The 20,697-nt window shown below is 70.1% G+C and carries 26 protein-coding genes; 14 read left to right on the forward strand and 12 right to left on the reverse strand.

What is annotated here, in order from left to right; all coding sequences use genetic code 11:
• Together AB0C35_RS43460 and AB0C35_RS43465 are read right to left on the reverse strand one after the other, a co-directional pair.
• Window positions 1–332: SRPBCC domain-containing protein (locus AB0C35_RS43460; protein ID WP_358469614.1), on the reverse strand; the 332-nt coding region annotated here is incomplete at its 3' end.
• A 3-nt stretch (window positions 333–335) separates the two neighbouring features.
• Entirely contained in the window at window positions 336–677 is a 342-nt protein-coding gene (locus AB0C35_RS43465) for a metalloregulator ArsR/SmtB family transcription factor (protein WP_358469617.1), read from the reverse strand.
• A 167-nt stretch (window positions 678–844) separates the two neighbouring features.
• On the opposite strand from AB0C35_RS43465, the gene AB0C35_RS43470 reads away from it, so the two are divergent.
• Window positions 845–994 carry a hypothetical protein gene (locus AB0C35_RS43470; protein ID WP_358469620.1) on the forward strand — a complete coding sequence of 50 codons (150 nt, stop codon included), beginning with the start codon at window positions 845–847 and terminating at the stop codon, window positions 992–994.
• A gap of 83 nt (window positions 995–1,077) precedes the next feature.
• Window positions 1,078–2,334: a Na+/H+ antiporter NhaA gene (gene nhaA / locus AB0C35_RS43475; RefSeq protein ID WP_358469623.1), complete on the forward strand. Its 1,257-nt coding sequence runs from the start codon at window positions 1,078–1,080 to the stop codon at window positions 2,332–2,334.
• Here the strand turns inward: nhaA and AB0C35_RS43480 are convergent.
• On the reverse strand, window positions 2,265–3,851 hold the full coding sequence (locus AB0C35_RS43480; RefSeq protein ID WP_358469626.1) for an MFS transporter: 1,587 nt from the start codon (window positions 3,849–3,851) through the stop codon (window positions 2,265–2,267). The genes nhaA and AB0C35_RS43480 overlap by 70 nt on opposite strands.
• Window positions 3,852–3,957: 106 nt before the next feature.
• Complete coding sequence (locus AB0C35_RS43485; protein ID WP_358469629.1) at window positions 3,958–4,569, reverse strand: NAD(P)H-dependent oxidoreductase; 612 nt, start codon at window positions 4,567–4,569, stop codon at window positions 3,958–3,960.
• Between the two features lie 96 nt (window positions 4,570–4,665).
• Here AB0C35_RS43485 and AB0C35_RS43490 point away from each other — a divergent pair, with 96 nt between their 5' ends.
• From AB0C35_RS43490 to AB0C35_RS43525, 8 genes are all read left to right on the forward strand, one after another.
• The gene (locus AB0C35_RS43490; RefSeq protein WP_358469632.1) at window positions 4,666–5,271 is read left to right on the forward strand and encodes a TetR/AcrR family transcriptional regulator; all 606 of its coding nucleotides are present in this window, start codon (window positions 4,666–4,668) and stop codon (window positions 5,269–5,271) included.
• Window positions 5,272–5,349: 78 nt separating this feature from the next.
• The gene (locus AB0C35_RS43495) at window positions 5,350–5,883 is read left to right on the forward strand and encodes a GNAT family N-acetyltransferase (RefSeq protein WP_358469635.1); all 534 of its coding nucleotides are present in this window, start codon (window positions 5,350–5,352) and stop codon (window positions 5,881–5,883) included.
• 231 nt (window positions 5,884–6,114) lie between these two features.
• On the forward strand, window positions 6,115–6,444 hold the full coding sequence (locus tag AB0C35_RS43500; protein WP_358469638.1) for a hypothetical protein: 330 nt from the start codon (window positions 6,115–6,117) through the stop codon (window positions 6,442–6,444).
• 48 nt (window positions 6,445–6,492) lie between these two features.
• On the forward strand, window positions 6,493–7,578 hold the full coding sequence (locus AB0C35_RS43505) for a HigA family addiction module antitoxin (protein ID WP_358469641.1): 1,086 nt from the start codon (window positions 6,493–6,495) through the stop codon (window positions 7,576–7,578).
• 171 nt (window positions 7,579–7,749) lie between these two features.
• Window positions 7,750–8,568 carry a GDSL-type esterase/lipase family protein gene (locus tag AB0C35_RS43510; protein WP_358469644.1) on the forward strand — a complete coding sequence of 273 codons (819 nt, stop codon included), beginning with the start codon at window positions 7,750–7,752 and terminating at the stop codon, window positions 8,566–8,568.
• A gap of 74 nt (window positions 8,569–8,642) precedes the next feature.
• Window positions 8,643–9,137: an ArsR family transcriptional regulator gene (locus tag AB0C35_RS43515; protein WP_358469647.1), complete on the forward strand. Its 495-nt coding sequence runs from the start codon at window positions 8,643–8,645 to the stop codon at window positions 9,135–9,137.
• A gap of 15 nt (window positions 9,138–9,152) precedes the next feature.
• A complete protein-coding gene (locus tag AB0C35_RS43520; RefSeq protein WP_358469650.1) occupies window positions 9,153–10,001 on the forward strand; it encodes a M23 family metallopeptidase in 849 nt (282 codons plus the stop codon).
• 138 nt (window positions 10,002–10,139) lie between these two features.
• On the forward strand, window positions 10,140–10,337 hold the full coding sequence (locus AB0C35_RS43525) for a hypothetical protein (protein WP_358469653.1): 198 nt from the start codon (window positions 10,140–10,142) through the stop codon (window positions 10,335–10,337).
• 3 nt (window positions 10,338–10,340) lie between these two features.
• Here the strand turns inward: AB0C35_RS43525 and AB0C35_RS43530 are convergent, their stop codons facing one another.
• A complete protein-coding gene (locus tag AB0C35_RS43530; protein ID WP_358469656.1) occupies window positions 10,341–10,916 on the reverse strand; it encodes a TIGR03086 family metal-binding protein in 576 nt (191 codons plus the stop codon).
• Between the two features lie 65 nt (window positions 10,917–10,981).
• Here AB0C35_RS43530 and AB0C35_RS43535 point away from each other — a divergent pair, with 65 nt between their 5' ends.
• Complete coding sequence (locus AB0C35_RS43535; RefSeq protein ID WP_358469659.1) at window positions 10,982–11,761, forward strand: helix-turn-helix domain-containing protein; 780 nt, start codon at window positions 10,982–10,984, stop codon at window positions 11,759–11,761.
• Between the two features lie 4 nt (window positions 11,762–11,765).
• On the opposite strand, the gene AB0C35_RS43540 is transcribed toward AB0C35_RS43535, so the two are convergent.
• Window positions 11,766–12,452 (reverse strand): class I SAM-dependent methyltransferase, encoded by a 687-nt coding sequence (locus tag AB0C35_RS43540; RefSeq protein ID WP_358469662.1) that lies wholly within the window; start codon window positions 12,450–12,452, stop codon window positions 11,766–11,768.
• Between the two features lie 56 nt (window positions 12,453–12,508).
• Window positions 12,509–12,670 carry a DUF4032 domain-containing protein gene (locus AB0C35_RS43545; RefSeq protein WP_358469665.1) on the reverse strand — a complete coding sequence of 54 codons (162 nt, stop codon included), beginning with the start codon at window positions 12,668–12,670 and terminating at the stop codon, window positions 12,509–12,511.
• 352 nt (window positions 12,671–13,022) lie between these two features.
• Between AB0C35_RS43545 and AB0C35_RS43550 the strand changes: the two genes are divergently transcribed.
• Window positions 13,023–13,340 (forward strand): hypothetical protein, encoded by a 318-nt coding sequence (locus AB0C35_RS43550; protein WP_358469668.1) that lies wholly within the window; start codon window positions 13,023–13,025, stop codon window positions 13,338–13,340.
• A 451-nt stretch (window positions 13,341–13,791) separates the two neighbouring features.
• Here the strand turns inward: AB0C35_RS43550 and AB0C35_RS43555 are convergent, their stop codons facing one another.
• Entirely contained in the window at window positions 13,792–14,820 is a 1,029-nt protein-coding gene (locus tag AB0C35_RS43555; protein ID WP_358469671.1) for an SCO0930 family lipoprotein, read from the reverse strand.
• Between the two features lie 150 nt (window positions 14,821–14,970).
• Between AB0C35_RS43555 and AB0C35_RS43560 the strand changes: the two genes are divergently transcribed.
• Window positions 14,971–16,080 (forward strand): hypothetical protein, encoded by a 1,110-nt coding sequence (locus AB0C35_RS43560; RefSeq protein ID WP_358469674.1) that lies wholly within the window; start codon window positions 14,971–14,973, stop codon window positions 16,078–16,080.
• Window positions 16,081–16,183: 103 nt separating this feature from the next.
• On the opposite strand, the gene AB0C35_RS43565 is transcribed toward AB0C35_RS43560, so the two are convergent.
• The gene (locus AB0C35_RS43565; protein WP_358469677.1) at window positions 16,184–16,420 is read right to left on the reverse strand and encodes a DUF6243 family protein; all 237 of its coding nucleotides are present in this window, start codon (window positions 16,418–16,420) and stop codon (window positions 16,184–16,186) included.
• A 244-nt stretch (window positions 16,421–16,664) separates the two neighbouring features.
• Here AB0C35_RS43565 and AB0C35_RS43570 point away from each other — a divergent pair, with 244 nt between their 5' ends.
• Entirely contained in the window at window positions 16,665–17,735 is a 1,071-nt protein-coding gene (locus tag AB0C35_RS43570) for a quinone-dependent dihydroorotate dehydrogenase (protein ID WP_358469680.1), read from the forward strand.
• An 80-nt stretch (window positions 17,736–17,815) separates the two neighbouring features.
• Here the strand turns inward: AB0C35_RS43570 and AB0C35_RS43575 are convergent, their stop codons facing one another.
• The 3 genes from AB0C35_RS43575 to AB0C35_RS43585 form a co-directional block, all read right to left on the reverse strand.
• Window positions 17,816–19,354 (reverse strand): class I SAM-dependent methyltransferase, encoded by a 1,539-nt coding sequence (locus tag AB0C35_RS43575; protein ID WP_358469683.1) that lies wholly within the window; start codon window positions 19,352–19,354, stop codon window positions 17,816–17,818.
• Between the two features lie 42 nt (window positions 19,355–19,396).
• A complete protein-coding gene (locus AB0C35_RS43580; protein WP_358469686.1) occupies window positions 19,397–20,206 on the reverse strand; it encodes an N-acetylmuramoyl-L-alanine amidase in 810 nt (269 codons plus the stop codon).
• Between the two features lie 142 nt (window positions 20,207–20,348).
• Window positions 20,349–20,585 carry a hypothetical protein gene (locus AB0C35_RS43585; protein WP_358469689.1) on the reverse strand — a complete coding sequence of 79 codons (237 nt, stop codon included), beginning with the start codon at window positions 20,583–20,585 and terminating at the stop codon, window positions 20,349–20,351.
• Window positions 20,586–20,697 lie beyond the last annotated feature (112 nt).

Below are 20,697 nucleotides of genomic sequence, written 5' to 3' on the forward strand. Positions count from 1 at the left end.
AGGACCGACTCGAAGGCGTTCGGGTCGCCGCGGGACTCACCGTGCAGCATCGCGATCCGCTCCGGCGGGGCGATCTCGGTCCAGGAGATCCACTCCTGGTAGTCGGTCCCGTCCGGTCCGCGCATCACGAAGTCCCACTCCCCGCCCTCGCGGAACTCGAAGGACCGCGTGGTCGTGGTGAACCCCTCCGGTCCCCACCACCGCGACAGGTGCCGGACCTCGGTGAACGCCTCGAACACCAACTCCCGCGGGGCGTCGATGACCCGGGAGATCACGGTCTCCCGGTCGGCCGTCGCCGACTCCGTTCGCGCTTCGTGCCTTGCTCCTGCCATCGGTCATTCCTCCTGTCGTGTCTGCTTGAGGTCCTGCACGTAGGCGTCCAGCCGGTCGAAGCTCTCGTTCCAGAACCGCTCGAACCCGCCGGCCCACTCGTGGACCGGCCGCAGCCCGCGGGCGTCGAGGCCGTACAGGCGCTGCTTGCCCGCCCTGCGGTCGCGCACCAGCCCGACCTCCCGGAGCACCCGCAGGTGTTTGGACGCCCCCGGCTGGGTCATCCCCAGTTCCCGGGCCAACTCGGTGACCGGCCGCTCACCGGACCGCAGCAGCACCAGGATCTCCCGGCGCTGCGGCTCGGCGATCGCGTTGAAGACGTCCGACGTCGTAGCTGCACGTGCCATGGGCGCCATCATATGCCGATATGGGAATGTGTCAATCACCGAAGCGCTCCGACCGCCTGGGCCGGCCACCGGATGGCTTCAACCTGCCGCGCCCTGGGGCGAATAGCCTGGTCAGCGAAGTTGTTAGGGTTGTGTCATGGATGGCGACCGGGAGAGGAGACGTCCCAATGCGTGATCGTCTCGCTTCCTCGGTGCCGCTGGGACGGGCTCCGGGCGTGCGGGTGCTGGAGTCACTGGAGCACCGTCCGGTCGGTACGAACGGCTACGTCAGCACGTGGGGCGCGCTCGTGAGCGTCTCCCCACCGAAGGGCCGCTGAGCCCACCGTTCGCGGGGGCGTCCCCCGGCCAGGTGCCGGGCGTGAATACCGTGCCCTTCGTACCGTTCTGGAGTTGTCTTTTCATGTCTGTCGTCACCCGGGTGACTGCTGCGCTGCGTTCGGACGCGATCAGCGGTGCACTGCTGATCGGCGCCGCCCTGGTGGCGCTGGTGTGGGCGAACTCGCCGCTGTCGCACTCCTATGAGGCTTTGCGCTCGTTCAGCTTCGGTCCCGCCGCCCTGCACCTGAACCTGAACATGGAGGGGTGGGCGGCCGATGGGCTGCTGGCGGTGTTCTTCTTCATCGTCGGCAACGAGCTCAAGCAGGAACTCGTCCACGGTGAGCTGCGCGATCCGCGCCGCGCGGTGTTGCCCATCGCGGCCGCGCTCGGCGGCGTGGTGGTGCCGGCGCTGGTGTTCCTGGCCGTCAACGCGAGCAACTCCGGGGATGCGGCCGGCGGGTGGGGCATTCCGATGGCGACCGACATCGCCTTCGCCCTGGCCGTCCTGGCGGTGGTCGGGCGGCACCTTCCCGGCCCGCTGCGCACCTTCCTGCTCACCCTGGCCACGGTGGACGACATGTGCGCGGTCCTGGTCATCGCCGTCGCCTACACCACCGGCCTGAACCTGGCCGCGCTGGCCGCCGCGGCCTCCGGCCTGGTCCTGTTCGGCTACCTGCAGAACGGCCGGGGCCGGACGGTCACACGGCTGCGCTCGGCTGTCCCCGGCTGGCTGCTGTACGTACCGCTGGCCCTGATGATCTGGGCTCTGATGCACGCCAGCGGAGTGCACGCCACCGTCGCCGGGGTGGTCATCGGGCTGCTGATGCGCACCCGGGCCCGGGGCCGGGAGGCGCACTCGCCGTCCCATCAGGCCGAGGAGGCCCTGCGGCCGGTCTCGTCCGGGATCGCGCTGCCGGTGTTCGCGCTGTTGTCGGCCGGGGTGTCGCTGTCGGGCGCGGGCGGGTTCTGGACGAGCACCGTCACCTGGGGCGTGCTGGCCGGACTGCTGGTCGGCAAGACCGTCGGGATCTTCGGTGTGACCTGGCTGACCGCCCGCTTCACCAGCGCCCACCTCAACCCCCGGCTCGCTTGGACGGACATAGCCGGCATCGGCGTCCTGAGCGGGATCGGGTTCACGGTCTCGCTGCTGATCGCCGAACTCTCCTATACCGACGCCGCACAGCTGACCGAAGCCAAGGGCGCCGTCCTCCTCGCGTCCGCCGCGGCATCGCTGCTGGCCGCCGTGGTCCTGGGCCGCCGCAACCGCCACTACCGACGCCTCGCCCAGGACGGACCCAGCACACAGGTCGAGGCGATGGCGGCCCCGGCACCAAACTGATCGCCACCGCCGTCACCGTCCCCCGCACACGTCGTCACATCGCGGCTCCCCAGGACGCCAGCGTGCCGTCTCGTCATGTGCGGGGGACGGCGATGGTTCGGGGCGAGCAGCGCCCAGACCGTCACCGCTGCCACGACACCGAAACCCGCTGTGATCACCAGCGTGACCTGCCATGCGCCGGTGAGCAGCCCGGCCTCCACCACCCGGTCGGGGCCCGTCAGATGCCCGGCGACGATGCGCGCGGCGCGGCCGGGCTCGTCGGTCCGGGCGTGGACGACGGTGGCGAGGGCGGTGCCGAACAGGGTGGTGGCCAGCGTGCCGCCTCCCGCCCGCACGGTGTTGAGCAGGCCGATGGCCATGCCGACCCGGTCCTGACCGGCCTGGTTCACCGCCTGCGCGTCGATGATGCCGAGCAACAGGCCCATGCCGGATCCGATCGTCGCCAGCGGGCCCAGCAGCCCGGCGACGCCGATGCCGGGGTGAAGCACGGCGAGCCAGCCGTTCCCGGCCGCGAGCGTCAGCAGCCCGACGGTGACCAGGGCACGGGGCGGGACACCCTTGTTGATCAGCAGTCCGCCCGCCTGGGGCATGAGCAGGACCGGCGCCGTGAGCATCAGCATGGTGAACCCGGCGTCCCGGACGGAAACACCGCCCGCCCCCTGCAAGTACGTGGGCAGGTAGGCGGTCACCCCGGCGGGCCCGGCGGCGACGGCCAGGCCCGCCAGCGTCCAGGCCACGAACCGGCGGTCGCGCAACAGGCCCAGATCCAGTACCGGATGGGAGCTCCGGCGTTCAACGAGAACGAAGGCCGCGAGCATGGCCGCACCCCCGGCCAGCGGAAGCAGGACGCGGGCGCCGCCCCAGCCCGCTCCGGACGCCTGGTTCGCGCCGTACATGGTGAGTGTGAGCGCGGCCATGAACGTCAGCGCCCCGGCGACGTCGACGCGGGGCCGCTCGGCCGCCCGCGACTCGGCCATGAAGGCGGCGCCGCCGAGGATGAGCAGGCCGAGGGCGGCGAAGAGCGCGAAGGTGGAGCGCCAGCCGAAGGCGCCCACAAGCCAGCCGGACAGCGTCGGGCCGGCGGCAAGGCCCACCCCGGCCGTGGTTCCCATGGCCGCGAAGGCCCGGGTGCGGCCGGGCCCGGCGAAGGTGGCGCCCAGGACGGCGCCGCCGCAGCTCATCACCCCGGCCGCGCCGATTCCCGAGAGCGTCCGCGCCGCGTCCAGCGTCAGGACGTCGCCCGCCACCGCGCTGCCCAGCGCGCCGGCGGTGTAGACGACGGCGCCGGCGGCGAAGATCCTCCGGCGGCCGAACACGTCCCCGAGCGACCCGGCCACCAGCATCGTCGAGGCGGCGGCCAGGAAGTATCCGACCACCACCCACTGCAGGGCCGCGCCGGAGGCGTTCAGATCGGCGGCGATCAGCGGCAGGGCGACGGTGGTGCCGGAGATCAGCATCGGCAGCGTCAGGAAACCCAGCAGCACGGCGGCCAGGGTGGCGGCGCGGCGACCGGTCACGGCCGTCCTCCCTCCGGACGGGCCGCGGCATCACCGGAGATCGGCGCGGCGAGGGGCGTCTCCGTCACCCGCGGCCCGGCCCTGGCCACGCGCCGGTGTTGCGGGCTCATGCGGTCAGTTCCCCCGTGGTGGCGTCGCGCAGTGCCTTGAGGGCTCCCGACCAGGCGATGACCTCGTCCAGCATCTCGACCAGGGTCGGCTCCTGATGCGGGCCGGGCGCGATCACGCCGGGCTCGGCCGGGTCGGTGATCTCGAAGTCGGTGAACGCCGACAGCGCCACCTGGGTGCGCACGTTGGCCACCTGGACCTCGGTCAGCACCTGCCGCAGGTGCTCCACCGCGCGCGTCCCGCCGTGGACGCCGTGGCTGACGAAACCGGCCGCCTTGTTGTTCCACTCGGCGAACAGGAAGTCGATCGCGTTCTTCAGCGATGCCGGGGCGGAGTGGTTGTACTCCGGGGTGACGAACACGAACCCGTCGAAGGAGGCGATGGTCCGGGCCCACCGGGTCGTGTGGGGACGGCGGTAGTCCCCGAATATCGCGGGCAGCGGCTCGTCCAGCACCGGCAGCCCGTGGTCGGCGATGTCGACGACCTCGAAGGCGGCCTCGCCGGAGAGGGCGGCCCGGTGCCGGGCGGCGACCTCGGTGACCCAGCGGGCGGCGACGGCGGTCCGGCGGCCCGCGCGGGTGCTGCCGACCACGATGGCGATCCTGATCATGCGTGTCTCCTCTGCTTCTGCCGTGGACACCAGGTAAAGTACAACGTGTATGGCAAGAAGTAAAACGGTCGATGTAAATTAGGAAGTGGTGTGGGCATGGCCAGGGAAGACAAGCGCAGGGCGATCATGGCCGGTGCTCTGACGGTGTTCGCCCGCGACGGCTACACCCGCGCCAGCATCGACGCGATCGCGAAAGCGGCGGGGGTGTCGACGCGCACCATCTACAACCACTTCACCGACAAGTCCGAGCTGTTCCAGACCGTCATCCGGGAGAGCGCCGCCCGAGCCGCCGGCGCGGAGATCGCCGTCATCGACCGCCACCTGCGGAAGGTGACCGACCTGGAGTCCGATCTCATCGAGTTCGGCCGCGCCGTCGTCACACCGTCCGCGACCGGGCATGCCGAGCACTTCGCGCTGGTCAGGCAGATCAACGCCGAGGCCGGGCACATCCCGCCGGAGGCCATCGACGCCTGGCAGGAGGCCGGGCCGCGACGAGTGCGCCACGCGCTCGCCGGATACCTGCGGCAGTGGACCGAGCATGGACTACTCCACGCCGACGACCCCGACCGGGCCGCCATTCATCTCATGCTGCTGATCTCCGTCATCGACCCGTCCTACCTGGGCCGCAACCCCACGGACAAGGAAGTCGCCGACACCGTCAGCACCGGTGTCCGCGCCTTCCTCCACGGCTACCTCCACTGACGCCGCGGTTCGATCCCGGGGCGTTGGACGCCCCAAAGCGTGCGGCGCATCATCCGGCCTGCGCTAAGTTTCGTTTCGATGGATCCCGTAAAGCCGACTTTTCGTACGGCCACGCCGTCCGACGTCCCCGCGCTCGTCGCACTCATCGAGAGCGCCTACCGGGGCGACGCGAGCCGTGCCGGGTGGACGACCGAGGCCGACATCCTCGACGGCCAGCGGACGGACCCCGAGGGCGTCGCCGCCGTGGTGAACGACACCGCCGGCCGGATGCTGCTCGCCGAAGTGGACGGCACCCTGGTCGCCTGCTGCCAGCTGGAGAACCGCGCCGGCCACGCCTATTTCGGCATGTTCGCCGTCTCCCCCACCCTCCAGGGCGGCGGCCTCGGCAGGCAGGTCCTCGCCGAGGCCGAGCGGCTGGCGCGCGAAGAGTGGGCAGCGCAAGAGATGCACATGACGGTGATCACTGCTCGCGAGGAGCTGATCGCCTGGTACGTGCGGCGCGGCTACGTCCGAACGGGTGAGACGAGCCCGTTCCCGTACGGCGACGAACGCTTCGGCCTCCCCAAGCGCGACGACCTGGAATTCGAACTCCTGGTGAAGAAGCTCACCTAACACCCCCACCCCACGCCCCGACCCACAGGCACCCGATCCGCAGTCTCCTGAAGGCGCCCTGTCCGGATCCGGACACCCCACATGCGGTTTGCGAACCATGACCGCAATGTCCCAGCGCACCCGCGCCCCCTCAACACTCCGGCAAGCGATCACATCCCCGGCTGTGGCAAAGTTCTCCCCGCACAGGGTTCAGCGTTTACCTGATTGGTTAATACTGAGGGAGGGACGCGATTGGAGGTGCGGTATGCGGACCCGGACCTACGCGACCTCTGCGCGTCCGACCGGGCTCTTCGCAGGACCTACGGTGCCGTATGCGCCAAACGGATCGAGGCACGGCTTCGGACGCTGGACGCCGCCGACTCCATCGACGACCTCATGCGGGCACCAGGGCACTGCCATCCGCTCAACGGCGAGTACTACAAGGGCTGCTTCGCCTTCCGATTGCACGGAGGGTTGCGGCTGATCTTCCGGTTGATGACGGACGAGGAGCGAAAGGATCAAGAGATCCCGGATGACACGGCCGCACTGGTCGTTGAGATCATCGACTACCACCAGGGTTGACCAGGTGAAAATCGGAAGGGAGTGAGGACGATGGCGACGCCTCCTGAGTTGCATCCCGCCGCCGAGCCGGACTACGCCGTGCCGCCGGGCGAAACGATCCGCGAGTTTCTGGACGACCTGGACATGACGCAGCGACAGCTGGCCGTTCGCCTCGCCCTCACCCCCAAGCATGTCAACCAGCTGATCCAGGGCCTGGTTCCGCTTTCTCCGGACGTGGCGGCCCGCCTGGAACTGGTGACCGGAATGCCCGCGCGGATGTGGAACCGGCTGGAGGCCGACTACCAGACCACCGTCACCCGCCTGCGCCAGCGCGAGGACTTCGCCGAACTCGCTTCCTGGGTCAAGGACGAGATCCCGGTTCGTGAACTGGTCAAGCGAGGGGCTCTGCCGGACGGCCCCAAGGACGAACGCAGTCGCGTCCAGCAGGTTCTGACTTTTTTCGGAGTCGCGCATCTGGACACCTATCGGGAACTGTACGAGTCGACCGCCGTAAGCTTTCGGCAGAGCAAGGCGTTCAAGGCCGGCCCCGGTGCCGTCGCCGCGTGGATTCGCCTCGGCGAACTGAAGGCGCAGGACGTGCGATGCAAGCCGTACACGAAGGCCGGTATCGAGGCCGCTCTACCGAGGCTGCGGCAACTGACCGTCCAGCCTCCCGAGGTGTTCTTCCGCCTCACCCGCGACATCTGCGCGGCCAACGGGATCGCGGTCGTCGTGGTGCCCGAGATCACCGGTGCCCGCTCCTGCGGAGCCACCAAGTGGTTGTCGCCCACCAAGGCGATGGTCATGCTCAGCGGCAGGTACAAGAAGAACGACCAGCTGTGGTTCACGTTCTTCCACGAGCTCTGCCATGTGATCAGGCACGGCAAGCAGGAGGTCAGGGTCGAGGGCGACGCGGACCGTGAGGATCCCGTGGAGCGGGAGGCGGATGTGTTCGCCCGGGACCTCCTGATCCCGCCCGCGAAGGCGGCGCTTCTTCCCGGCCTCAAGACCTTGGACGACGTGAAGCGATTCGCCGGCGAAATCGGCATCGCACCGGGCATCGTCGTGGGCCGAATGCAGCACGAGGGTCACTTCACGTACCGAGTCGGCAATGGGCTCAAGGAGGACATCAACCTGGTCAGGGTGGTCGACTGAGCGAGTCGCGCTCGTGGTTTCGGGCGCGGCGCGCGCTCGGGGTCTCACTGCGGTGTGGGCTGGGTTAGGAGTGGGTTGCGGAAAGGCTCACTCGGCGGCATGTACAGGGCGGCCTCCGGTCGTGATAATTCGAAGCGCTTCGTGGTGTCCCCCCAGTTCCCTGGAGCGCATGTGGGCCTGGCCAGATTCGCGTCATTCGCCGTCACCGTGTTGGTCGTCCTCTGCCTCGGTTCTCCCGCCCATGCGGCGGGCCCGCAGTATTACCTGGCCTTGGGCGACTCGCTGTCCGTGGGGTTCCAGCCAGGCCAGGGCCCCACCGACGAGGGCTACACCGACAAGCTTTACGCCGCGCTGAAGGCGGAACATCCCGATCTGCAGCTGGTGAAAATGGGCTGCCCGGGCGAAACCACCACGACAATGCTCAACGGCGGAATCTGCTCCTACTCCACGGGCTCCCAGATGGACGCCGCAGTCGCGTTCCTCGAACAGCATCCTGGCCAGGTGCGGTACGTCACCGTGAACATCGGCGCCAACGACACGAGTTGCATGCTGGAAGGCGACGTCGTCTGCGGTCTGCAGGGCGTGGGCGCGATCATCGCCAACCTGCCGCAGATCACCGCGAGGCTGCGGCTGGCCGGTGGCGACTCCCCCGTCTACGCGGGAATGACGTACTACGATCCCGGCCTGGCCGGCTGGCTGTCCGGCACCGCCGGGCAGGCCACGGCGATCGCCTCGGTGCCGCTGCTGGACGTGTTCAACACCTGGGAGCGGGGCGTCTACCTGGCCGGCGGCTTCAAGATCGCGGACGTCGCGGCGACGTTCGCCACCCACGACTTCGCCACCAAGGTCACCATGGAGCCGTACGGGACGATCCCGCTGAACGTGGCGCGCATCTGCGCCTGGACCTACCAGTGCAGCCACAACGACGGCCACGCCACCCCGCCCGGGTACCAGCAGATCGCCGACACCTTCCTGCGCGCCGTCTCGTGAGTCGTTGCAGCAGGTCGTCCACGAGGCCGAGGGATCTCTTGATGGGAATTACGTAGTTACGTAGTATTGGAGTTGTGGAGGACGAGGAGCTGGTTGAGCGGGTCGGGCGCCTGGAGGAGCGGGTGGCCCGGCTGGAGAGTGCGGACTCGCCGGTTGAGGGGCCGAAGGGGGAGGACGCGCTCTGGGCGCTGAACGCCCTGAAAGGTCGCGTCGACGATCCCGGCGCCGTGCTGTTCACCGGGTCGGTGACGGTGCCGTCCGGTGAGCACTACGAGTGGCAGCAGGGGCATCCGGTGGACGACCTGCTGGACGACGACTGGTCGCGGGCGGCGGAGACGCTGTCGGCGCTGGCGCATCCGGTGCGGCTGCTGCTGCTCCGGGAGATCCTGCACGGTGCCCGCACGACCGCCGAACTGGGCGCCCACGTCGGTACGACCGGGCAGCTCTATCACCATCTGCGTCAGCTGGTGGCGGCCGGCTGGCTGCGCACCACGGCGCGGGGGCGGTACAGCGTCCCCGGTGAACGGGTGGTGCCGATTCTCACCGTGCTCGCGGCGGCTCGCCGCTGAACCCCAGGAGGGAAGATGCACAGGACGATCGCACGTTTCAGGACGCTGTTCATCCTGCTGGGAATGGCGCTGATGTTCAGCGAGGCCCTGCACGGCTCAGGCGCGCTCTCGTATGCAGGGCTCGCGCTGATCGTCGGCGGCCTCGTGCTGTTCTTCGTGCCGGGCGGTGCGCCCGGCCGGGAGCCGATCGTGGTGCGGAGCCCGGTGCACGGACGCTGGGTGCCGGTCAACAGCCCCGCCGACAGGGTCCCCAGTCACGGCACCCACGAACTGGGGCAGACGTATGCGATCGACCTCGTGCACGCACCGGATCCGGCGGAGGGCTGGCAGCCGATGCGCGGGTGGCCGCTCGCGGCGCGGCCGGAGACGTTCCCCGCGTTCGGGCAGGAGATCTTCGCCCCGGCCGACGGCGTCGTCGTCCAGGCCAGCGGGTGGCAGCGCGACCATTGGAGCCGCAACTCCTGGCCCGGGTTCCTCTACCTGATGGTCGAGGGGATCGTCTTCCGCGCGCTGCTGTCCTTTCTGACGCTGTCGGCGGGTCGGTTCGTCGTCGGCAACTCCGTGGTGCTGGACCTCGGCGACGGGGTGTACGCGGTGTTCGCCCATGTGCGGCGCGGGTCCGTCCGCGTCAAGAAGGGCGACCGGGTCCGGGCCGGGGACGTGCTCGGCGAGGTCGGCAACTCCGGCAACTCCTCTGAGCCGCATCTGCACTTCCACCTCATGGACCGTCCGCGTCCCGTGGCCGCCGCCGGGCTGCCGTTCGCGTTCCCGTACGAGATCGGCGGCGAGACCCGGACGGGTGTCCCCGGCGGACGCAGGCCCTTCGTCACCACCGTCGACAAGGAGCCGGCAGCACGCCGGTGAGCCGCTGACCTCGCCTGCGGTTTGAGACTTCTGCAACGTCCAACAGAAGCTTGCCGAGGCGACGTTCAGAAAACCTTCACTGGGTAGTTCAATGAAACAATTGAGGGTGAACGGGCACTCCATCGGGAGGTTGAGGACGTGAAGTTCATCCTTGAGGTCGACATGAGCGAAGGCGTTGTGGGTGAAGACGCCGCCCGCGAGCTGGGCCGCATCCTGCGGTACTGGGGCGGCAACCTCCACCATTACGCGCTGAAGCCCGGCGACGGTTCGGCCATCTACGACTCGGGCTACAGCGACGTCGGACAATGGCGAATCGAGGAGCCCGCCGAGACGTGACGGTCAGCGGGTGCCGGGCCGCCAGCCGGGGTCACGGCCGGAGGCGGCCAGCGCCCGCTCGAAGGGCGGCGCGTCCTCGTCCACGGGTGCGGGGTCGGCGAAGCCGTCGTACTGGCGGTACATTTCGGCGTTCTGCTCCACGACCTGGAGGATGAACCGGCCGGTATCGGGCGAGACGCTGTACTCCGCGCCGGTGACCTTCGCGACGTCCCAGCCGTGGAGGGCCATCTCCAGGGTCATCATCGCGGCGATGTCGGCGGCGGGGGTGCCGGCGATCTCGCCGTCCCACACGTCCGGGTCCGCCCAGGCCGCGACCGCGCGGTCGAGCTGGACGGCGTACTCCTGCGGCCAGGCGGCATCGGCGGTGAAGTCGCGTCCGGTGAGCTCGTCCGGAAGCTCCTTGCGCAGCGCACGGTGCTCAAGCCCGTGGGACGTGTAGAGCACCAGGTGGTTCACGAGCGTGCGGAGGTCGAACTCGCCGCACGGAGTCGGATCCGTCAGGCGGTCCTGCCGAACGGTGTGGGCGACACGGGCGGCCTCGGCGGCGCATTCCTTCATGTAGGCGTGGTTCTCGTTCATGCGTCGCACGTTACGAGCGCACGCGGGGGCATCTCTTGGACAAACGCGCCAAGTACCCTGATCGCGTGGTGGAACTGGGACGAGGGGTGCTGTACCCACGCGAACAGGCGGCCGTCACCACCATCGAGCGGGCGTCTCCGAGCCCCGCCCTGGCGCGTTTCGTGGAGTTCTACTGGCACGTCCAGTGGCGGACGGAGAAGCCGTACGAGACGAAGGTGCTGTCCCACCCGAACGTCCACCTCGTCTTCGAGGAACCCTCCCCCCTGATCTACGGCGTGGACCGGACGTTGTTCGTCCGGCGCCTTGAAGGACAGGGGCAGGTCCTCGGCGTCAAGTTCCGGCCCGGCGGGTTCCGGCCGTTCGCGGCGGGACCGGTCATCGACCTCGCCGACCGCAGGGTGCCCGCCGCAGACGTCCTTCGCCCGGACGTCGAGGACGTCTGCCGCGCCGTTCTCGGGCACACCGATCTCAGCGCGATGGTGAAACCGGCCGAGGAATTCCTCCTGGACGGCCTTCCCGCACCGGACCCCGTAGCCGAGGAAGTGGCCGGAATGGTCGAGGCCATCACCGCCGACCCCGCACTTTTCCGCGTCGATCAGGCGGCCGAGGCGCTGCACGTCTCCGTCCGCACCCTGCAACGGCTTTTCGCCGAGTACGTGGGCGCGAGCCCCAAATGGGTGCTGCGGCGGGCACGTCTCCACGAGGCCGCATCGCGTGCCGACCTGGGCGTCCACATCGACTGGACCGCATTGGCCGGCGACCTCGGCTACTTCGACCAGTCGCACCTGACCAGGGACTTCACCGCCACCGTCGGCGTCTCCCCGGCGAGATACGCCGGAGTCTGAGCCTTCAGCCCGGCGCCGGGACCAGGCGGAAGGCGACGAAGGCCGGCAGTTCTTCCAGGATGGCGTGGTCTTCCGGGTACCGCTCGGCCATTTCGGGGACGGGACGAGGTTCGAGCAGTTCCTCGATGAAGAACCCGGCCTCACGGAACTCGGCGCAGATCGCCGTCATTGGACGCCGCCAAGCCCTGATGGGCCAGTTCCGTTTCGGGCTCAACGACTCCTCTACGGGCTCTTCCGTGAAATACGAGCCGCCGAGGCGAATCCACCCCATCACCGGATGCTCGGTCGACAGGACGACGGCACCCCGCGGCACCAGAATGCGGCGGAACTCCTCCAGAAGGGCCACCCGGTCATCGATGTAGTGCAGTGCCAGCGCGAGGACGACCAGGTCGGCGGAGTCGTCGGGAACCCACGTCAACGGCTTGGACAGGTCGTGGACGCGCAGGTCGGCGCGGCCTTCGCACCGGGCGCGCGCGAGTTCGACGAAGGTGGGGCTGACATCGCAGCCGGTGACGTGGGCGCCGCGGCTCAGCAGTTCGCGGGCGTACAGCCCGGGACCGCAGGCCGCGTCGAAGACCGACAGACCGTCGACGTCCCCGGCGAGGCCGAGCACGGCCGGCCGGTCGTAGAGGGCGTTGTAGGCGCTGTCCTCGGCATGGGAGGCGTACTCGTGGGCAAAGCGCTCATACATACCCCAATCGTCCCAGAAAGATCAACAAGTGGTGTCAGGGGCGGGGCCGGTCCCGGTCAGATCCTCGGGACGAAGCGACCACCTCTGCGACCGCTCCGGACGCGTTCCAGATGACCGCGATCAGCGATGTCGTTGAGGAGCCGGCGAGCCTGATTCGCCGGCGCATTCAGACCGGTCCTGGCCGTGAGGACAGCCCGGTGATGGCCTGGTCCGGCCAACCGCGCAGTGCGACGCTTCCCCGGACGGCAACGCGGACGGGTGTCCGGCCATCAGGTCGGTCACATTCCCCTTTTCTGCGGCACGTCCTCGATCAGGGTCGTAGACATACCCCTGGTACACCGCCCCCTTGATCGTCGTCCGGATCGACAGGAAATCCTTTGGGGGAAGGGCACAGAAGCCACTGCAGACCACCTCCCGATAGACCTGGTCCGAGACGATGAGGGCCACGTTCCGCTCCGGGTGGGCTATCAGGTATCGGCGCAGAGGCCGGGCGTCGAGCAGGCGGCTCACGACCACGGGCGCGTCCCCGGCAGGACCGAACGACGCCGGCGGTCCCATGATCAACGCTCCATGGTGGAAGGCGAGCCGCACACGCAGCCGGCGCTCGGGAGCGACCCTGCCGTTCATCTTTCCGAGCGCGCGTTCGAGGGCGGGTGCGTACGTGCCGACGACGGTGACGATGTCGCCATCCCCCGGCAGTACCGCCAGCTCACCGTCGCCGCTGACCTGCTGCAGGCACCGTTCCCGGTCAAGCCCGACCTCCTCGGCGGCGATCTCCATCGCGTCCAGCAGGTCCGCCTGGGCCTGAAGCTGCATGCGGGGCGAACGGGCGCTGTAGCCCTTGATGTCGACGGCGAGCAGCAGCCGGAAGAGGAGCCGCACGGATGAACCGGACTTCTCGGGAGAGCGGCCGTCAACACCGTGCCTCGATGGCACTGGTGCTGGACCGACTGTCATGACGCCCTCGCCCGAATGGACCTTGTAAATGTGCCCGGATCGACCGACCCTGTCTTCAGGATCGCACCTCGCAAGGCCACTTGAAAGCATTGGCCTGCATAGCAGAGGGCAGATTGCCACATGGCGGCAGGCCATCCGGCGCAACGCCATGGCGCAGTTCATGACCTGACCAATATTCGGTCGGCAGAACTGCTGGTAATGGGATCGGCCACATAAGACATAAGACGTTCTGCCACCTGGCAGGGTGACAGTTGATAACACCTGTCCGTCCGGTGACATTTCCATTCACAAATGAAGAAGGCGCGGAGGGATCGCGGACCCCGACCGACCCGCGAGCCCTCCGCGCCTTCGCCTGTGGGGCGGCTGTGGCGCGGCTCAGGGTTCAGTAACCACCGCCCGATGCGTAGCCGCCGTTGCCGTTGCCGTTTCCGCGGCCATAGCCGTTGCCTCGGCCATTGCCATTGCCGTTGCCGGGGGGTGAGCCGATGGCGGTGGCCCTGTCGCCCGTGGGTGTGGTGGCCCACCAGACGCCGCCGACGCCCTGGCCGTTCGTGTCGCCGGGCTGCTCGTCCTTCGCGTAGTAGTACACGGGCCAGCCGTCAATGGTGATCTGGCATTCGCCGTCGTCCTTGCGCTCGATGAAGTCGACCGTCTTCTTACTGACGCCTTCGAGCTTGACGTCCTTCCAGCCCCTGAAGACGACCGGTGGCCACGCCTTCTTGCAGTCGCCGAAGCAGCTGGTGGTCGGCGGCCTGTCGTCGTCCTCGTCGAAGCGGTACAGCGTGCGGCCCTCGCCGTCGGTCAGGATGCGGCCGAGCCTCGGGTCGTTCCTGGCCCTGATGACGATCCCCCTCTTCGGGGGGTCGTCGTTCGCGTTCTGGGCGGGGGTCGCCTTCTTGCCGGTCGGGGACGCGGCGTACCAGGTGCCGCCGACGCCCTGGCCGTTGACGTCGCCGGGACTCTGGTCCTTGACGTACCGGTACAGCGGCCATCCCGCGAGGGTGACCTGCCATCGGCCGTCGGGGCGCTTGACCTTGCCGACCAGGGACTGCTGGACGCCCTCGACCTCCGTCTGGGTCTGGCCGGCCCACACCGGCGGCCACGCCTTCGCGCACGCCTCCGCGCAGGTGGACGCGGACGGACTGGCTGTGTCGTTGTCGAAGCGGTAGAGGGTCCGGCCGTCGCCATCGGTGACGATCTTGCCGAGCCTGGCGATGCGAGCGACCTCCAGTGTGGTGGGCTCGGCGGCCGGGGTCGGGGTCGGCGGGGCCGAGGGGGCGGCCTGCGCCTGCTTCTGGGTGCCCGCGGTGTTCTCCTTGTTACCGGCGTTCTCCTGTCCGCACGCCGTGATCACCAGCCCGGAGGCGGTGAGGGCGGCCGCGGCCGGGAACGCCCAACGTGGGATTTTCATGCCGTGTGTCCTCCAGGTCGTACCGCTCTCCCGAACCGAGGAGCAGTACGGTGTAGCACTCGGAACGGGTTCAACCCACCGGAACCGGACGGCTGCGGGCCGGGTCCTATGCACAGCTGTTCACATCGACGGTTCGCAAGGCAGGCAGCATTGACCACCGGCGAGAACACCCCCGCGGACCCTCCGATCAACCTGAGCAAGGGCCGGCCGGACGAGCCGCCCCGGGAGCGGCCGGGGCCGGCGTGGATCGTGATCCCGGCGCGCGTCGTCGCGCTGATCGTCGTCGTACCGATCCGGCTCGTCCACGACCTGGTGGTTCTTGTCGCGCGGGGCGTGCGGGCGGTGTGGGACCGCCTGATGCGGGCTCCCGGACGGCTGGCCAGGCTCGTCGGCCGGATGCTGCGGTGGGTCTGGCTCGGGCTGTACCGGTGGCTGCTCGCCCCGGCCGGGCGGCTGGTCGCAGCGGTCGCGCGAGGGATCGGCGCGCTGCTCCACTTCCTCATCGTCCGGCCGCTGCGCTGGCTGGGGCGCGGGACCGGGCGCCTGGCCCGCTGGTTCTACCGCGCGCTGATCGTCCCGGTCGGACGGTTCTTCGCCCTGATCGGACGCGGGCTCGGATGGTTCCTGGAGCTGGTCCTGCTCAGGCCGCTCCAGGCGCTGGGACGCGGGCTGGCCTGGCTCGCCCGGATCACCGGCCAGGCGCTCACCCTGATGTTCAAGGGCATCGGCCTGCTGATCGCCGTGCTCGTGGTCATCCCGGCCGTGTTCGTGTGGCGCTACCTGCTGCGTCCGCCGCTGCTCGGCCTCGCCTGGCTGGCACGCGGTGCCCTTCTGCTGCTCGGCGCTCTCGGGAGCGTCCTCGCCTCCGGGTGGCGCGCGTTCGCGGGTGCCGTGGCGTGGTCCTGGCGGCTGATCGGCCGGTTCCTGGCATGGCTGGTGCGGGTCCTAGTGGTGCTGCCCGCCCGGACGGTGTGGCGGTACGTCCTGGCGCCGATCGTGGCAGGGGTCGCGGGGACGTGGCGGCTCTCGGCGCGCCTCCTGCGGTGGCTGTGGCGCACGCTCGTCGTCGCTCCGGGACGGGTCCTGATCGTCGCCCCGGCACGGTGGGTCGGGACCAGCGTGCTGCGTCCGGCCGGGCGGGGCATCCGGGAGACGTGGCGGGTGTGCGTGCGCGACCCCGTCCGCTCCGCCCGCCGGACGATGCGGGAGGCGGGCCGGGACGTCCGGCTCCAGCTCCGCCGCACCTTCCGCGGACGCTGAACCGCGCCGGCCCCCAAGAGAGACCGGCGCGGTCCACGCTCTACTCGCCCTGCTCAGACGCGGTGCCCTGCTCGGACGCCGTGCCCTATTCGGACGCGGTGCCCTATTCGGACGCGGTGCCCGACTCGGGGGCTGGGCCCTGCTTGGGAGTTGCGTCCCGCTCGGGGGTGGTGTGGCGCTCGTTGCGCTCGCGCATCTTTCTGAGCAGTTCCCTCTTCTCGGCGGCGGGGTCGCCGCCGCTGCCGGGCGCCGGTGCCTTCCCGCCGCGCAGTGCGCGTCGGGAAAGGTTGCTGCGCTGGCCGCCTACGCCCAGCATGCCGTTCCGGCGGCTCTTGGCCATGGTGTTCTCCCGTTCGGCTGGGTGTGTTCGATGCCCGTGCACCCAGGTCCGGCCGTGCGGGAGGGATATTCGGATTCCTACGCGTCCCGGCCGGACCCGGTGCCGGGACGGTCGCGGTACACGCGCAGCGGAGTGGGCCACCATGCGGTGGCCTCGGCATTCATGAGCATGCGGCCAGGGTAAACACCGGCTCGGGCCCCCTCAACGAGTTTTCGGGCGGGCCCGGCTGAGATACTTGCGGACGATGTATCGACTCCTGTTCTCACTGGTCATCGCGCGGCTCTCGGCGGAGACCGTCCACCACCTGACGCTCCGTGCGCTCCGCGCGATCCAGTCGGCGCCGGGGGCCGTGCCGCTCCTGCGGCGGCTGCTCGCGCCCCGTGACCCGGCGCTCGCCGTGCACGCCCTCGGGCTGGACTTCCCCAGCCCGCTGGGCCTCGCCGCCGGGTTCGACAAGGACGCCGTCGCCTTCGAGGCGCTCGGCGCGTTCGGGTTCGGCCATGTCGAGATCGGCACGGTGACGGGTCGTCCGCAGCCCGGCAATCCGCGCCCGCGGCTGTTCCGGCTCGTCCCCGACCGGGCGGTCATCAACCGGATGGGGTTCAACAACGAGGGTTCGGAGGCGGCCGCGCGGCGGCTGCGCGGCAGGGGCGGCGGGACGATCGTCGGGGTCAACATCGGCAAGACGAAGGCCGTCCCGGAGGCGTCGGCGGCCGCCGACTACGTGGCGAGCGCCGAACGGCTCGCCCCGCACGCGGACTACCTCGTCGTCAACGTCAGCTCCCCCAACACCCCCGGCCTGCGGAACCTGCAGGCCGTGGAGCACCTGCGCCCGCTCCTGACGGCGGTGCGCGAGGCCGCGGACCGCACGTCGGCGCGCCGCGTCCCGCTGCTGGTCAAGATCGCCCCCGATCTGGCGGACGACGACATCGACGCGGTCGCCGATCTCGCCCTCGACCTCGGCCTGGACGGCGTCATCGCGACCAACACCACCATCGGCCGGGACGCCCTGCTCAGCCCGCCCGCCCTGGTGAAGGAGACCGGGGGGCTGTCCGGCGCGCCGCTGAAGGAGCGTTCGCTGGACGTCCTGCACCGGCTGCGGTCCCGCACCGGCGGGCGGCTCGCGCTGATCTCGGTCGGCGGTGTGGAGACGGCCGACGACGTGTGGGAACGCATCCGGGCGGGCGCCACCCTCGTCCAGGGCTACACCGGCATGATCTACGGCGGCCCCCTGTGGGCCCACCGCGTCAACCGCGCCCTGTCCCGCCGCCTCCGGGAAAGCACCTTCCGGACCCTGGACGACGCCCGCCGCTGACCTCCGCCTCGCGCCGACTTGCGACATGTCGCCCATGAGGTGCCCGTGAGGACCGCCTCAAAGGGGCGACACGCGGCACGTCACCGAGGGTGGGGGACGAAGAAGCCGTCGGCGATCAAGTCCGGGAGGACTTCGTCCGCTTGCGCGCGGATCCCCGCCGGGTCCGTTCCGGTCAGCTGGGCGATCGCGTCCAGCAGCGGGTCGAGGGGCAGCGTGCCGTCGCAGACGCCCGCGAGCGCGGCCTCGACCGTCCCGACGGCGGCCGCGCGGCGGAGGCGGCCGGTCTGGCGCAGCACGATCCGCTCGGGGTCCTCGGCGCCGGGCGCGCCGATCTGCTCCTGGACGATGCCGGGCGCCACCCCCAGCGTCTGTCCACAGGCTGTGGAAAACTCTGCGGCGCCGGCGAGGCCGTCCAGGACGTCGCCGACGTAGGCGCCGACGGGCTGCTCGACGGCGTGCCGGAGCTCCTCGATCCGGACGGCGGGCCGCTCGGCGCGCCGCAGTGTGATCCACCCGAACCCGACGCCGGTGACGCCGAGACGCTCGAAGTGGTCGAGCCACGCCTCGTACCGCGCCCGGTACTCCGGCGTCCCGGCCTCGCAGGAATCCCGCAGCCACAGCTCGGCGTACTCCGCCGGATCCTGGACGTCCCGCTGGACGATCCACGCGTCGCACCCGTCCACCCACGAGCCGACGCGCTCCTCCCACGGGACGCCGTCGACATGCAGCCAATTCGCCAGGAGCTGGCAGTATCCGCCGTCGGTCAGGTGCCGGGGAGCGTCCTCGACGAGACGCCGGCAGAAGTCGTCGCCCGGCAGGCCGGACTCGCGGTAGGCGAAGTGCGGGCCGCCGGACGGCGCGACGACGAACGGCGGATTGGATACGATCAGGTCGAACCGGCGGCCCCGGACGGGCTCCAGCAGCGACCCCCGGAGGAGTTCGGCGCCGTCCACGCCCGACAGCGCGAAGCTCATCTCGGCCAGTGCCAGAGCCCGCGGATTGACGTCCGTCGCGGTGATCCGTGCGGCGGGGGAACGCCCCGCCAGATGGACCGCCTGGACGCCGCAGCCCGTCCCGAGATCGAGCACGTTATCCACAGGCCTGTGGACAACCAGCCGGGCCAGTCCGCCGGACGCGCCCCCTGCACCCACCACATGATCGGCCGCCGGGACCTGCCGAGCGGAGCTCGTCTGTTGAATGGTGGTGGGTGGGGGCTGGAGGACGGGCCGCCGAGCGGAGCTCGGCCGCACCGTGAGATCGGACACGACATATCCGGCATGGCCCGCGTCGCGGGCGAGCCCGTCCGCGCTCACCGCCTCCAGCGGCTCGACGCGCAGCCGGGCCCGCAACTCCCCGCCCGACGTCTCGGCGAGGCCTGCGGCCACCAGATCGTCCGCCTCGATCGTCGCGGCGTCCACGGGCACCTGCAGCCAGAACAGCCGCGTCAGGGCCTCCAACGGCGACCCGCCGCCGGTCGCCCGCAGCGCCGGCGTGATCTCGTCCCGCGCCAGCGCCCCGCCCGCGACCGGACCGAGCAACTCCCGCACCCCGGAGACGGTGTAATTCGCCCCCAGCAGGACGTCACGGACGCGAAGAAGAGGCTCCCGAAGATCAGACACTCCCCCATCCTGCCCTCTGTCAGAGGGCCGAGGGGCGGGAGGTCACTTCAGGTACGTCCGGAAACCCACGGCCAGGGACTCGGCTATGCGCTGGCGGAAGGACGCGCTGGAGAGCTTGGCCGCGTCGTTCTTGTTCCGCATGTTGCCGCACTCGATGAAGACCTTGGGGACGTTCGACATGTTCAGGCCGCCGAGGTCATCGCGCCGGTCGCGGCCCTCTTCACCGAGATAGTTGGAGTAGGCCATGCCGGTGCCCTGGTGGTAGGCGTCGCGGAGCGCCTTGCCGAGCTTGTGGGAGCCGGGCACCATCGCGGCGTTCCTGCCGACCGAGATCGGCTCGATGATGTGGAAGCCATGCCCGGACGCGCGCGCGCCGTCGGCGTGGATCGACACGGCGGCGTCCGCCTTCAGCTTGTTGCCGATCCCGGCGCGTTCGGTGATGCACGGGCCGACGCCCTTGTCGTCCTTGCGCGTCAGCGCGACCTTGGCGCCCTCGGCGCGCAGCAGCTTCGCGAGCCGCTTGGAGACGTCCCAGGTGAAGGCGTGCTCGGGGTAGCCGTCATTGGACTCGGTGCCGGTCGTGTCGCACGCCTTGCTGCCGTTGCCGATCTTGACCTGCTTGTTGATCTCGTCCGGATGGCCGGCGTTCCCGCCGTTGTGCCCGGGATCGATGACGATCACCTTGCCGTCCAGCGCGGACGCGTCGCCTTTGGCCGCCGCGGGCGTCTTGTCCCCGGCGGTGGGCGCGCCCGCCCTCGGCGGAATCGCGGTCTCACCCCCTCCGGCGGACGTACCGGAGGACCCTCCGCACGCGGTGAGCGCGCCGAGGCACAGCGCGATGCCGGCGGCCATAGGGCCGCCTCGATGGATTCGCACTGACCGATTCCTCCGTGACGAGTTCGTTACGACCCACACAGTCTGCACACCGATGGGGGTTCGTCAAACGAAGTCCGGGAAACCGGTCCCGCGCTCCGGGCCGCCCGGAGGGGGCGGATCAGCCGAGCGGGTCCTCCTTGCCCAGCAGCGCGGCGAGGGCGCGCGCCTCGTCCGCGTCCAGGCCCAGGACCACGCGGGGACGGCCCCACGGGTGGTCGATCGAATGGGCGACGTAGCTGGCGACGGACTCCGAGACTTCCTCGGCCAGGCCGCGCGCGTGCCGCCACTCCGTCCACGCGCGTTCCAATTCGCTTGCCGCGCGCTGCGCGCACGACACCAGTTCCGGATCACGCACGAGATCAACCCCCCCTGATGGACATGACCCTTTCCCCGTGCCGGACGGCGGTGTCCCGGTCCGGGCGGCCTCCCCCGAGGCCGCCCGGACCCGGCCGCCGAACGGTGAGTCC

The organism is Spirillospora sp. NPDC048819 (assembly GCF_040650055.1).
Taxonomy (GTDB): domain Bacteria; phylum Actinomycetota; class Actinomycetes; order Streptosporangiales; family Streptosporangiaceae; genus Spirillospora.